12 protein-coding genes are annotated in these 12,638 nt (G+C 46.9%); 2 read left to right on the top strand and 10 right to left on the bottom strand.

The annotated features are described in order from the left end of the window. Positions 1–238: 238 nt before the first annotated feature. The gene (locus WHS43_04275) at positions 239–520 is read left to right on the top strand and encodes a ubiquitin-like small modifier protein 1 (GenBank protein MEJ5338853.1); all 282 of its coding nucleotides are present in this window, start codon (positions 239–241) and stop codon (positions 518–520) included. Here WHS43_04275 and WHS43_04280 read toward each other — a convergent pair. The 3 genes from WHS43_04280 to uvrB are packed head-to-tail and all read right to left on the bottom strand — an operon-like array spanning position 511 to position 3,385. Beyond that, entirely contained in the window at positions 511–759 is a 249-nt protein-coding gene (locus WHS43_04280; protein ID MEJ5338854.1) for a hypothetical protein, read from the bottom strand. The two genes, WHS43_04275 and WHS43_04280, sit on opposite strands and share 10 nt — an antisense overlap. After that, the gene (locus WHS43_04285) at positions 756–1,385 is read right to left on the bottom strand and encodes a class I SAM-dependent methyltransferase (GenBank protein ID MEJ5338855.1); all 630 of its coding nucleotides are present in this window, start codon (positions 1,383–1,385) and stop codon (positions 756–758) included. The genes WHS43_04280 and WHS43_04285 overlap by 4 nt, the downstream gene beginning before the upstream one ends. 8 nt (positions 1,386–1,393) lie before the next feature. Then, complete coding sequence (uvrB, locus tag WHS43_04290; protein ID MEJ5338856.1) at positions 1,394–3,385, bottom strand: excinuclease ABC subunit UvrB; 1,992 nt, start codon at positions 3,383–3,385, stop codon at positions 1,394–1,396. A gap of 114 nt (positions 3,386–3,499) precedes the next feature. Between uvrB and WHS43_04295 the strand changes: the two genes are divergently transcribed. Beyond that, complete coding sequence (locus tag WHS43_04295) at positions 3,500–4,585, top strand: glycosyltransferase (GenBank protein ID MEJ5338857.1); 1,086 nt, start codon at positions 3,500–3,502, stop codon at positions 4,583–4,585. A gap of 684 nt (positions 4,586–5,269) precedes the next feature. On the opposite strand, the gene pseH is transcribed toward WHS43_04295, so the two are convergent. The 7 genes from pseH to pseC are packed head-to-tail and all read right to left on the bottom strand — an operon-like array spanning position 5,270 to position 12,589. Further along, on the bottom strand, positions 5,270–6,370 hold the full coding sequence (gene pseH / locus WHS43_04300) for a UDP-4-amino-4,6-dideoxy-N-acetyl-beta-L-altrosamine N-acetyltransferase (protein MEJ5338858.1): 1,101 nt from the start codon (positions 6,368–6,370) through the stop codon (positions 5,270–5,272). Then, positions 6,367–7,056, bottom strand: coding sequence for a PIG-L family deacetylase (locus tag WHS43_04305; protein MEJ5338859.1), 690 nt, complete (start codon positions 7,054–7,056; stop codon positions 6,367–6,369). The genes pseH and WHS43_04305 overlap by 4 nt, the downstream gene beginning before the upstream one ends. Beyond that, entirely contained in the window at positions 7,046–7,744 is a 699-nt protein-coding gene (locus tag WHS43_04310) for a hypothetical protein (protein ID MEJ5338860.1), read from the bottom strand. Before WHS43_04310 ends, WHS43_04305 begins: the two co-directional genes overlap by 11 nt. A gap of 12 nt (positions 7,745–7,756) precedes the next feature. Beyond that, entirely contained in the window at positions 7,757–8,833 is a 1,077-nt protein-coding gene (locus WHS43_04315; protein ID MEJ5338861.1) for a hypothetical protein, read from the bottom strand. Beyond that, a complete protein-coding gene (locus tag WHS43_04320; GenBank protein ID MEJ5338862.1) occupies positions 8,820–9,422 on the bottom strand; it encodes a hypothetical protein in 603 nt (200 codons plus the stop codon). The genes WHS43_04315 and WHS43_04320 overlap by 14 nt, the downstream gene beginning before the upstream one ends. Positions 9,423–9,452: 30 nt before the next feature. Continuing rightward, positions 9,453–11,486: an aminotransferase class III-fold pyridoxal phosphate-dependent enzyme gene (locus WHS43_04325; protein ID MEJ5338863.1), complete on the bottom strand. Its 2,034-nt coding sequence runs from the start codon at positions 11,484–11,486 to the stop codon at positions 9,453–9,455. Next, positions 11,483–12,589, bottom strand: coding sequence for a UDP-4-amino-4,6-dideoxy-N-acetyl-beta-L-altrosamine transaminase (pseC, locus tag WHS43_04330; protein ID MEJ5338864.1), 1,107 nt, complete (start codon positions 12,587–12,589; stop codon positions 11,483–11,485). Before pseC ends, WHS43_04325 begins: the two co-directional genes overlap by 4 nt. Positions 12,590–12,638 lie beyond the last annotated feature (49 nt).

Here is a 12,638-nt window from a genome sequence, read left to right on the forward strand (position 1 = left end):
AATCTACATGGCGGTAATTTCTTACAATCTCCATAGGCTCTGGAGTGCAGGGATGCTATAACTTGCAACTTGCGTTAAAACCTATTTCAATACCCCCTGAAACTATTCTGGTTAAAACCCAGTATCCGTGCAAGCTCCCGTCTTTCAGGTTTACCACATGCTCAAGATGCGCTTGCACCGCGTATGTTTTCTTAACCATTACAGAAAACTATGTTATAATAAACGAGGAGGTTTTGCAATGGCTATAACTGTTAGAGTCCCCACGCCGCTGAGAAGAGTAACCAACGGTCAGGGTGAAGTGCAGGTGCAGGCTGGCACCATAAGAGAAGCCATAGAGAAACTTGAAGAGGCATACCCTGGCTTTAAAGAAAGGCTTGTGGACGAGCAGGGTGAGGTAAGAAGGTTTGTGAACCTTTACCTTAACGACGAAGACATAAGATTTCTTAAGGGTCTTGATACAGAACTCAAAGATGGAGATGTTCTCTCTATAGTCCCTGCCATTGCAGGTGGTCAGAGGTAAACCCTTTCCAGATAAAGTAAGAGCTCTTCAAAAAGAGCCATTGCCATTTCTTCCGACGGCATATCCATATTTACCCTCTCCACACCGCCTGTAGATACCACAATCCTCTTTCCCTTTAATTCTACTGTCCTTATATGATAATACGGCACAACAAGGGTTTTCTCGTCAGTCCTGTAAATCAAGTATCTGCTCTCAAGCTCCACCCCCAGCTTTTTGAGGTTTTCCCTTATGCTCTTCATACCAAGCCTGGTGGTATCTTTATGGGGCTATGAAACCTTTCTGGTTCCTCCTTGACCACCATGGCATAGACTCCAAAGCAGTATCTGCCTAGCTCTACGACCCTTCCAACCCTCAAGCCTGCCTCCTCAAGCATAAGACCCACCTCCCATTCAGAATAAACTTCCTCTGGTGGAGGACCCTTGTCCCTCTCTTCCTTTTTCCAGTCTATTATAGCTACATAAGCGAGAGTTTTGCAAACTCTTTTTATCTCCTGCATAAAATCCACAGGGTTCTCAAGCTCATGAAAGACGAAAGCCATAAAGACAAAATCCACCGTGTTTTCTGGTAAAGGTAGACGGTTTTCTTCAGAGGGCAGGACCTCCACGTTGGAAAGTCCAAGGCTTCTGACTTTGTTGCTGGCGTATTCCACAGCGAGTGGCTCTATATCTATAGCATAAACTCTTCCTTCTGGTCCTACGGCCTCCGAAAGATAGGGAAGGTAAAAGCCTGCACCCGTGCCCACGTCAAGCACCCTCATGCCTTTTCTCAGCCCGAACTCTCTGAGGGTCTTCTGGGGGTCAAAAAGCTCAAGCCTGCCTGGGTCGTCCAGCTTCTGAAGTTTTGAGGGGTCAAACTTGTGTCCCATGGAAAAAATTATATGAGCTTTAAAAGCTCTCTTAGCTGTTTTATCTCATCTCTGAGCCTTGCAGCCTTTTCAAACTCCCACTTCTTTGCACACTCCCACATCTCCTTTTCCAGCTTGTTTATACGCTCTATAAGGTCTTCTTCTGAGGATATGCCCTTTGGAAGCTTCACCGGTAGTTTTACATAATCCAGCTCTTCTATTGCCAGCAGTTCTTTTATGGGCTTTACTATGCTCTTTGGTGTTATACCATGCTCCCTGTTATACCTTTCCTGAATCTGCCTTCTTCTGTTGGTTTCTTCTATGGCCCTCCTCATGGACTCGGTGACCCTGTCTGCGTAAAGTATGGCTTTGCCATTGATGTTTCTCGCCGCACGCCCTATGGTCTGTATAAGGGAGGTGTAGCTCCTTAAAAAGCCTTCCTTGTCTGCCTCCAGTATGGCAACAAGAGACACCTCTGGCAGGTCAAGACCCTCTCTCAGAAGGTTTACGCCCACTATTACTTCCACTGCACCTTCCCTCAGCTCCTTTACCACCTTCGCCCTTTCTATGGCATCCAGGTCTGAGTGCATATATTTTGCCTTTATACCCCTTTCGTTAAGGTATTCTGCAACCTCCTCCGCAAGCCTCTTTGTGGTGGTAAGCACAAGAGCCCTTTCCTTCCTTTTTCTTCTCTCCCCGATTTCCCTTATCAGGTCCTCAATCTGGTTTCTCGTGGGACGCACCTCTACCACAGGGTCAAGAAGTCCCGTGGGTCTCACGATTTGTTCCACCATTATGCCCTTGCTTCTCTGAACTTCCCATTCTCCCGGAGTTGCAGACATGTATATGACCTGGTTGAGTTTCTGCAGAAACTCTTCAAACTTGAGGGGTCTGTTGTCAAGGGCGGAGGGCAGTCTCCAGCCATACTCCACCAGCTTTTCCTTTCTTGACCTGTCTCCGTTATACATGGCTCTTACCTGCGGTATGGTCACATGGGACTCATCCACTACAAGGAGGAAGTCATCGGGAAAATAGTCAAGGAGCGTAAAGGGAGGTTCTCCTGGCTTTCTGCCATCAAAGTATCTGGAGTAGTTCTCTATACCCTTACAGTGCCCGAGCTCTCTTATCATCTCCATATCATGCATGGTTCTCTGATATAGTCTCTGGGCTTCCACCATCCTGCCCTGAGATTTGAACCACTCCACTCTTTCCTTGAGGTCTTTCTCTATCTGCTGGAGGGCTTCTTCTATTGTGTCTCTTGGTGCTACGTAGTGGCTTGCGGGGAAGAGCACCACCTTTTTAAGGTCTTTTATCTTATGCCTGTTGAGGGCATCCATCAGCTCTATGGACTCTATTTCATCATCCCAGAACTCTACCCTGATGAGCTGGTCTTCCATATCAGATGGCACCACTTCAAGGGCATTACCCTTTACTGCAAAGGTCGCCCTTCTTATAGCGTAGTCGCTGCGCTCATAGCCTATCTCCACTAGCTTTCTTGTAAGCCTGCTCAGGCTCAGCCTCTGTCCCACTTCAAGGGAAACTCTCATTGAGTAGTAAGCCTCCGGAGAGCCAAGGCCGTATATGCAGGAAACTGAGGCGACCACGATAACGTCCCTGCGTTCAAGCACGGACACGGTGGCTGAGTGCCTGTATCTTTCCAGAATCTCGTTGATGCTGGCGTCCTTCTCAATGTAGAGGTCCTTTTCGGGTATGTATGCCTCTGGCTGGTAGTAATCGTAGTAGGAGATAAAGTATTCCACCGCATTGTCTGGAAAGAGCTCTTTCAGCTCCCGATAGAGCTGTGCGGCCAGTATTTTGTTGTGGGCTATTATAAGGGTCGGCTTTCCGTGTTTTTCAATGACGTTGGCTATGGTGAAGGTTTTGCCTGTGCCTGTGGCACCCAGAAGCACCTGCTCCTTTACCCCAGACTCAAGGTTTTCCAGTAGCTCCCTTATAGCTCCCGGCTGGTCGCCGGCGGGTTGGAGGTCTGTTTTTATACTAAACCCCGACAGGGTTTTCATAACTTATCATAATTTAAACCGCTCCGTTGGCCTTGACCACATAAATCGCCGTGCCATTCTCTGGCACTCGTCAGACAGGGCAAGAATGCCGTCAGCAAGTTATAATTTAGACCCGTGAAAATACTGATTCTTACCGAAGGCTCTTCTCATATAGGCCACGGACACATCACTAGGTGTCTTTCCCTTTATGAAGCCTTCTCAGTATACGGTCAGAAGCCTTTTATGTTAGTGGCCGGAGACGGCTCGGTGGAGGGGGTTTTGAGAGGGGTAAACCATCGCATTTTTGACTGGCACGGGCGGTGGAAGGAGGTGAGGGATATCCTGAAAGACTATCACCTCGTTGTGGTTGACTCTTACATTGCGGGGAGAGAAATCTACGAAGACATATCCGGCTCTGCAAGGCTCGGGCTGTTCATAGACGACTACAAAAGGCTTGATTACCCACCAGGTGTTGTGCTCAACGGCGGAGTTTACGCAGAAGAGCTCTGCTATCCCGAAAGGACTGGGGTCAGATACCTTCTTGGACCAAAATACATACCCCTCAGAAGTGCCTTCTGGAAGATAGGGAAAAAAGCCATAAGAAAAAGGCTTAGAAGGGTTCTCATAACCTTTGGTGGGGACGACACCAGAAACATGACGCCACGGGTAGTCAATCTTCTTCTGGAAACCAGAAAAGACTTAGAGCTCTTTGTGGTTGTAGGCAAGGGCTTTGGCAACAAAGATGGCATTTACAGGTTCAGGCATGAAGGGGTAAAGATTTTTGAAGGTCTGTCTGCGGAGGGTATGAGGGATATAATGCTTTCTGTGGACGTAGCCATAAGCGCCGGCGGTCAAACAACCTACGAGCTTGCAAGAACTGGCACGCCTACCATTCTCGTTGCGGTCGCCGAAAATCAACTTCTAAACTGCAAGGGCTGGGAAAAGCAGGGCTCTGCCCTCTACGCCGGCTGGTGGGAGGAGAAGGTGCTTATGGAGAACTTGCTTTCTGCCCTTAACAGGCTTGCGGACTGGAACTTGAGAAAAGAAATGTCCAGAAGGGGCAGGAGGCTGGTGGACGGCAGAGGTGCTCTGAGAGTTGCCAGAGAGCTTTTGAGAACATATGATTATAAACATGGAGCAAGCAGAGCTTCAAAAGAGCTATACCATAAGAACCTTCCACGACATAGTATCAGCCCTGAAAGAAAACCCGGCCTGGCTTGAAGAACTCAGAATGCTCATACTCACCACAGAGCTGGTTGAACTGCCAAAGAAGTTTGAAGAGTTTGCGAAAGAGGTCAGGGAAAGATTTGACAGACTGGAAAAGGAAGTTGCATATCTAAAGGAAAAAAGCCAGAGCACGGAGCAGAAACTGGAAGAGGTCAAGAGTGATACTGAAAATCTAAAGACAAATATGGCAGTGGTGAAGGAGGATGTGGATACTCTCAAAACCGATATGACTGTGGTAAGAAAGGATATAGAATTCCTAAAGGGGGAACTGCAAATTGTAAAAACTGACGTTGCGGAGCTCAAAGGGGACAACCTTGAAAGGAAGGTAAGAGAGAGGGCCGGTGCTTATCTTGGCAGGCACTTCAGGTATTCGGAAGTTATAGACTTAAATGCCTTTGTGAGAAAACTTGACGAAGCAGAAGACAGTAGTATCATAACCGCAAAGGAAAGGGAAGATGCCCTTGAGCTTGACGCAGTGGTAAAGGCTAAAATAAAAGAAACAAGGCAGGATGTTATGCTTGCCATAGAAGTATCTTACTCAGTTCACGCAGAGGATGCAGAAAGAGCCATGAGGGGAGCCCAAACCGTCCAGAAAGTCTACAACATGACCACCCTGCCTGTAGTTATAGGCGTGAACGTGAGTAAAAACCCTTGCAGAAAAATACAGGGATGTGGTTTTTATAAAGCTCGCTCGCTCGCAGGATTAATCATCCCCATCACGATAACATCTTTCCACCTGCCATCCTTGAACACAAACTCCCTGAGCCTGCCCTCCTCCACAAAGCCCATCCTTTTGTAAAAATTTGTAGCCCTCTCGTTGTCCTCTATAACCTCCAGCTTGAGAGTGTGAAGTCCTGCCACCTCAAAGGCAAGACTTATGGCTGACCTTTCAAGAATCAGCCCCGCACCGTGTATCTTTTCCTCAGGGTTTGCGTAGATGCCAAAGTAGGCATTGCGGTTGTGAAGGTCCACTTTATTTAGATAAATGACACCGATTAACTTACCCTCTGAGCATACCAGATAGTAAAAGTTCCTTTTATCTCTTTTCAGGTTTTCTACAAACTCCTTGTGTTCCTCCACGCTTATTTCATGGTCCGTATACATCCACCTTCTAACCTCTGGATGGTTTCTCCACCTCCTGACCATCTCCCTCTCTTCTTCAGTCAGGTTCACAAAGTTTTTCAGAAGAACTTTTCCAAGCTCTATATCTCTCCTTAAGCTCTCTGATGGGCGTGTCCCATCCCTTTTCTCTGATGAAAGGTTCAAAGATTGCGTATTCTCTCCTGTAGTGCACTGACCCCCCCCGTGTTGCTTAAGTGGCTTGATTTCCATATTTTTTATTCTATCCCAGTTTTCTTTAAAAAGTTTCTGAATCTCTCTGTGAAGTTTCAGGTATGAGCTCCTGAGGGTTTCTTTTTCCTCATCAATGAAGACCTCCCTCTGCAGGAGAATGTCCCCTGTGTCCACGCCCTCGTCAACAAGGTGAATGGTAACCCCCTTGGGCGTATCCTCCAGAAAGCTCCAGACGTTGGGATACGCTCCCCTGTTGTAAGGCAAAAAGGATATATGCAGGTTTATTATCCTTGGACAGTATGCACGAACCACATCTCTGGGTATTATGTGCTTGTAGTTGTAGCTTATTATGAAGTCTGGGCTTATAGATTTCATATACTCAAGGTTCACCTGCTCTTCTGTGTATACTACATCCTCTACTATTTCTTTCAACCACTCAAAAAGCTCTAAGCTGTGCTGGTTTCCGCCAAGGAAAAGGATTTTCATAGTATTTTCCTCACCAGTTTAAAGCCTTCAGCATATTCACAACCTACCTGCATGCCCCTCAATTTTGCTAAATATTCTATTCCTTCTATGGACCTTGGATGGGGGTATTGCCTCAATTCACTCCTGTAGCATTGCATTGCCTCAATTTTCTTCCTGATGTGCTTCTCTGAAAGCGTAAAGTATGTGTCTGGTTGAAAACTGACTGGGTAAGCCCATTCTGTGGAGGATAGAACTTCACAGGAGTATATCTCTTTTACAGAACTACCCGGCTGAGGCCTCGTAGCCGTTAGCACGGCTCTGTAAGTTATCTGATGGTCTATGTTCAGGTCTCCTCCGTGATGGGTGAAAATTATTTCCGGTTTTATCTCCTCTATTACTTTTTCCACTGTTTTTACGATATCAAGCAAAGGGACGCTATCAAACCTGTTGTCCGGAAAATCACAGAATATTACTTTTTTAACACCCAGTAATCTGTTAGCCATTAAAGCATCTTCTCTGAGAGCTTCAAGCTCCACCTTTCTTGTCTTTGGCTCTCTTTTCTCATCCCTTGACGTTATACCTTCTCCAAGTATCAGAGTATAAACCTCATTGCCCTCTTCAGAAAACTTTGCAACTGTTCCCCCGCAACCGAGAACTTCATCGTCTGGATGTGCAATGATTAACAAAATACCTGAACTATGAGTCATCTTCTATAACCTCAAACCTGCCTACTACTTTATCTACTTTTAGAACTGCCTCAGTAAACTCTATTTTTAGTTTCCCCAATTTTATAAATGCCTTTGGATAATCTTCTGCATCAAGCATGCGTATAAAATCGTAGAAATCCTCTAAATTACTTATGTTCGCATCTAATATGTTGCTATTCTCTGGTTTTAGCCTTCTATATATGCTTCCTTTGCCTTCTTGCTTATAAGGCGTGATGTTACATTCAATAATTGTAGGTATCATGCTAAAGAAAATAATATTAGATATCTTTATAAACAACTCTTCTGCTGTGCCTAATTCCAACCAGATATCATGCTTTAAAAAGATATCTCCTTCATCAATGCCCCCTGATATCCTAAAGGCTGTAATTTTTGTTCTATAAATTTTTCTAATTATATGGTTTTGTAAAGGGCTCCCGCCTCTGCCTTCAGGCAAATCTCCTATATGAAACCCTATGCAATTATATTTAGTGTATAGCCACTCTGGGATCATCCAAGACCAGTGCGGGAAGAATACATAATCTGGATTAAGACTGTATAGCATATCTTCATTTAGGTCTTCAGGTTTTTCAACTATATGAGTTTGATATTTGTCTTTATATAAGTCTCTAAATCTTAAGGCATTTTTGACATTCCATCTTCTTATAGTAGCAATCAGAACCTTTTTCATAGTATATTTGTCTTATATAGTAGAGATATCTGCTTTTCCAACGCAAAACTTGTTCCATTCTTCATAATCCTTTTCATACTCTCCATACCCATGGCTAAAGTTTGCACCCGAATAGTATACTATAAGCTCACCCGTATTTTTCATCAATGGCTGGTTAGCAGTAGTTATCATTCCACAATCCCACTCTCCTTCTTCTCCAAGGGGTATGATAGGCTCATCAGAGACAAGCTCCCATTTTCTGCAGTCTTTGCTATAAGCAAGGTAGACCTCAATCTTCCCGTCGTGGGTGCCTCTGGGTATCTCATGGTCTATCATAAAAAGCCACAGAAAACCAAGGTAGTGGTCTTTATAGTTAAAGGGGCACAGCCCATAAAAGTCTGCCCATTTGAAGCCTCTCTTCTGGGCTATTCTGTCCTCCCTTTCTAAGGGTATCCATACAGTCCTTGGTTTGCTCCAGTTGAGGAAGTCTTTGCTTGTGGACATGCCCACACACCGGCGGGTTCTTCCCTGTGGGTCTATCTTGTAGGTCTTTACCATAGCTCTGTAGACCTTCTTCTTTTCGTCATAAAAAACCGGTGCCACATCGCTATACCAGACCTTTCTGGTCTTTTTGTTGGGAAACTTGAGCAGAGGGATAACTGGGTTTTTATCGTATTCTACAAAGTTTATTCCATCCTTTGAAAAGACAACACAGTAGCCCCTGTCTGTGTAGCCAAAGAGCTTGTAGGGATACTCGTCCTCTGGTATGTATATCACTGAGGGTATGTGGTAGTTTGCCACCACATTGCTCATACACTCCAGGGACTGGGTTTTGTGGTAGAAGTCAAGGACTTTGCCCTCCACCTCCACGGTGGGATACAGATGGGGCAGGCTCTCTTTGAGGGGTCTTATGAGGGGCTTTTGCCAGTGGATACCATCGGTGGACTCCGCAAGGCATACAAAAAAGCCTATCCCATCCACATAGCTCTGATAATACATCCTGAGCCTGTCGGGAAGCTCTATTACTGAGCCGTAAAGGTAGGTATGCTTTTCTTCCCATGGGTATTGGGGACACAGGACGGGTCTGGGGTATTTTTCAGCCCTGAGCATGCACCTCCTCAAAGTTCAGAATATCCATATACTCCCATTCCCTGAAAGCCATGGCGTAGATGCCTGCCTGAGACAGGAGCCTGATAAAACCCTCGCTGAAGCTAAGACTGCCCATGATGAGAATTAACTCTTTGTCCGCATACTCAGGGAAGTATTGCAAGAACCTTTTTGCCTTTTCTTTGAACTCCTCTATGTGCTTTTCTCTCGGTGTGGTCTTGACCTCAAGGAGAAAAACCTGCTTTTCACACACCGCAAAGGCGTCAAACTCTTCGTATATGCCCTTTTTTCTGTTTTCGTAAACCACCCTGAGATACGCCCTTTCAGGCTCACACTGGAAGTATTTCCTGACCACAGGCTTGAAAGCTGGAAATACAATATCCTCCACTATGGTTCCCATCTTATTCGCAATCTCACCCCAGCGTTTGTTTAATTCCCTTAGCTCTTTCCTGTGTTCCTCCCTATACTCCTCTATCTTGCGGTCTGTTTCTGCCGTATACCTTATAACCCATTTTTTAAAGTCCGCCATCTCTTCAATGAGGTATTCCATCAACCTCTCAAGCCTGTCAACTCTTTCCTCTACCTTTTCCATCTTAAATCTCCAGCTTTTAAATTTAAACCCTCACATCCTTCTGAAAACGGGCTGTAGCAGTTGCCCCTCCAGTAGCTCCTCCACCATCTCATACTCCACCGCATACTTTACGATGTCAAGCACCTCGTCGTAGACCTTCAGAGTTCTCTCTATTACCTTGTCGTCGTGGGGCAGAGCCATGTTGTGTCCGCCTGTAAAGAGCACTCCCCTTTTTGCACACTCCTGCTGAAAAAGTGTCTTGAGCTTCAGGCTCTCATCCCTGAAGTCCAATAAAAACCTGACCGGATAGCCCTTCGCATAGACAAGGCCCTCAAGTTCTTTCTCTTCTATGAGCTTCTGGATGCCCTCTTTGAGCTTCCGTCCCTGCTGCCACAGGTAGGGTATCACCTCGTGGTCTTTTAGATACTCTACGGTAGCCAGGGCTGACGCTATGCTTGCGGTCTCACCGCCAAAGGTAAAGGAAAAGAAAACCTCTTCAAAGAGCTCCATTATCTCAGCCCTGCCCACTACCGCAGATATGGGCATGCCGTTTCCCATGGCTTTTCCAAAGCAGGCAAGGTCTGGCACAACTCCAAAGTATTCCTGAGCACCACCGAGGGAAAAGCGAAAGCCGGTAACCACCTCGTCAAAGATAAGAAGTGCTCCGTGCCTGTGGGTCAGCTCTCTGACCTTCTGCAGGAAGTCTCCCTCTGGCTCTTCTATGCCTACCGGCTCCATTATGACGCAGGCTATCTGGTCAGGGTATTCTTCAAAGAGTCTCTGGAGGCTCTGGAGGTTGTTGTATTCAAAGGTGAGAGTGAGCCTTTTTACTTCTTCTGGCACCCCTCTACTACGGGTGGTCGTGCCAATATACCAGTCCTGCCAGCCGTGATATCCACAGCTGGCTATGTATTTCCTGCCGGTGTATGCCCTTGCAAGCCTGACCGCTGCGGAGGTGGCGTCAGAGCCGTTCTTTCCAAAGCGCGCCATTTCACAGCATGGTATGACTTCTCTCAGAAGCTCTGCAAGCTCAGCCTCCAAGTAGCTCGGCAGTGTAAAGACCGTCCCCCTTCTCAGCTCCTTTTCAACCCTTTCCAGCACTGGCTCAAAGGCATAGCCCAGGACGCACGCCCCCAGACCCATGGTGTAGTCTATGTAGGTGTTACCGTCAAGGTCTACCAGCTGACAGCCCTTCCCCTCCCTTACAAAGAGGGGCACTGCCCCCACAGAAAACTGAAGGTAGGACTTGCTAAAGGTCTGAGAGCAGTTAGGGACGAGCCTCTTTGTCCTCTCAAAGTGCCGAAGGCTTTCCTCAAGTTTTAACCTTCTTCCCTTCAGGCTTTTTATGAACTCCCTGTCCTCTCTCAGAGACCTGAGGTATCCCTCGTTAACAGGAATTTCTTTTTCTCTTTCAAGTAGTTCCGGTCTTTCCTTTATGAGCCTTACCACATCCCAGTATACAAAGTCCTCTCTCTGGAGGGCTGTGATTATCCTCTCTATGACAATTAGGTCCTCCGGGTAGTCCAGGCTCAGGTGGATGTGAGAGAGGTCTTCTTCATGAAGCCTATAAAAGAGCCTTTTTGCCCTCTTTGATTTCCTTATGTAAGGGCTCACATGCTCTCTCTCTGAGGGCAGTTTTGCCTTCTGGTCTGCTCTAAGTATCCACTCCCCCTTTATGACCTCCACATCAAAGCCATTGACTATGGCATTATAGGCGAAGTAATCAAGGTCTTCGTCCTTGTACAGCTCTACCGCCATATCAATAAGGTTGTGGTCTATAAGAGGGCAGTCCGCAGTCACTCTAATTACCGTATCCAGTTCAAAGTTGGCGGTCGCCTGTGCGTATCTGCTGAGAACATCAATGGGATGTCCTCTAATAACTTCCCAGCCCTTGCATACGCCTATCCTTTCTATTATGTCATCCTGCTCAAGCCACGAAGTGACAAGCACCCTGACATCTACCTTTGCCCTGCCAGCCCTTGAAAGAACCCAGTCCAGCACAAGCCTTTCGTAAAGAAGCTGAATGCTTTTACGGGGATACCTACTTGAGCCATTCCTTGCCTGTATGACTAGCCCTACTCTCATAACAGGACAAGTATCACTTTCTCCACCACCCATTCCAGCTCTTCCTCCCTAAGTGCCGGATAGAGTGGTAGGCTCATGACCCTCTCGTAAAAGTCCTCTGCCACAGGGCATAGCCCCCTCCTGTAGCCAAGCCCTTCCATAAAGGGGTGCCAGTAGACGGGGATGTAGTGCACCTGCGCGCCTATGCCCTGAGCCCTGAGCTTTCTGAAGACCTCCCTTCTCCTTTCCTTTTCCCTGAGCCTTACAGGATACAGGTGGTAAGAATGAAGGGCATAGGGCTTTTCTGCAGGGAGACTTATGGCGTCAAAGTCTTTGAACTTTTCCCCGTAGAGCCTTGCCAGCTCTCTGCGTCTTCTGACAAAACCCTCTAACTTCCTGAGCTGAGATATGCCAAGGGCACACTGAAAGTCCGTTATCCTGAAGTTAAAGGACGGAAACTCAACCCAGTATTCCCAGTCTTCGCCCCTGACTATGCCGTGGTTTCTGCACTGCATGAGCCTTCTGTATAGCCCTTCGTCGTTGGTGAGCACCGCGCCTCCTTCGCCTGTGGTTATGTGCTTGACAGGGTGGAAGCTAAAAACTGTCGCATGAGAGTATCTGCAGGAGCCCGTTTTATGCCCCCTATACTCAGAGCCAAGGGCATGGCAGGCGTCTTCTACCACATAAAGCCCATACCTCTGAGCGACCTGCCAGACCTTTTCCATGTCCACGGGATGCCCGGCGTAGTGAACTGGAACTATGAGCCTTGTCCTCTCCGTTATAAGGCTCTCCAGCAGGCTCACATCCATGTTTCCCGTGTCCCCTTCCACATCGCAGAATACGGGTCTTGCTCCCAGAAGAACCCCAGTGGAGACCGTTGCGGTAAAGGTTATGGGAGTGGTTATAAACTCATCACCCTCGCTCAGCCCTAGGGCTCTGTATACACAGTAAAGGGCAGAGGTGCCAGAGTTGAAGACAACCGCATATCTGGCTCCGCAGTAGCCAGCAAGGGCTTTTTCAAACTCTTCAATCTTTGGTCCCTGAGTGATAAAGTCAGACCTAAGGACCTCAAGCACCGCCTTTATGTCTTCTTCATCAATGAACTGCTTTCCGTAAGGTATCATTCTTCAAACTCGTAGCTGTGGTATAGCTTTATGCCCCTTTGCTTTGCAA

Source organism: Aquificaceae bacterium, assembly GCA_037481935.1.
Taxonomy (GTDB): Bacteria; Aquificota; Aquificia; order Aquificales; family Aquificaceae; genus Pampinifervens.

Excerpts from the sequence above, each read along its gene's own strand:
- WHS43_04310 (MEJ5338860.1), bottom strand. The coding sequence starts at position 7,744 with ATGAAAAAGGTTCTGATTGCTACTATAAGAAGATGGAATGTCAAAAAT.
- uvrB (MEJ5338856.1), bottom strand. The coding sequence starts at position 3,385 with ATGAAAACCCTGTCGGGGTTTAGTATAAAAACAGACCTCCAACCCGCC.
- pseC (MEJ5338864.1), bottom strand. The coding sequence starts at position 12,589 with ATGATACCTTACGGAAAGCAGTTCATTGATGAAGAAGACATAAAGGCG.
- WHS43_04325 (MEJ5338863.1), bottom strand. The coding sequence starts at position 11,486 with ATGAGAGTAGGGCTAGTCATACAGGCAAGGAATGGCTCAAGTAGGTAT.
- WHS43_04305 (MEJ5338859.1), bottom strand. The coding sequence starts at position 7,056 with ATGACTCATAGTTCAGGTATTTTGTTAATCATTGCACATCCAGACGAT.
- WHS43_04280 (MEJ5338854.1), bottom strand. The coding sequence starts at position 759 with ATGAAGAGCATAAGGGAAAACCTCAAAAAGCTGGGGGTGGAGCTTGAG.
- pseH (MEJ5338858.1), bottom strand. The coding sequence starts at position 6,370 with ATGAAAATCCTTTTCCTTGGCGGAAACCAGCACAGCTTAGAGCTTTTT.
- WHS43_04315 (MEJ5338861.1), bottom strand. The coding sequence starts at position 8,833 with ATGCTCAGGGCTGAAAAATACCCCAGACCCGTCCTGTGTCCCCAATAC.
- WHS43_04275 (MEJ5338853.1), top strand. The coding sequence starts at position 239 with ATGGCTATAACTGTTAGAGTCCCCACGCCGCTGAGAAGAGTAACCAAC.
- WHS43_04285 (MEJ5338855.1), bottom strand. The coding sequence starts at position 1,385 with ATGGGACACAAGTTTGACCCCTCAAAACTTCAGAAGCTGGACGACCCA.
- WHS43_04320 (MEJ5338862.1), bottom strand. The coding sequence starts at position 9,422 with ATGGAAAAGGTAGAGGAAAGAGTTGACAGGCTTGAGAGGTTGATGGAA.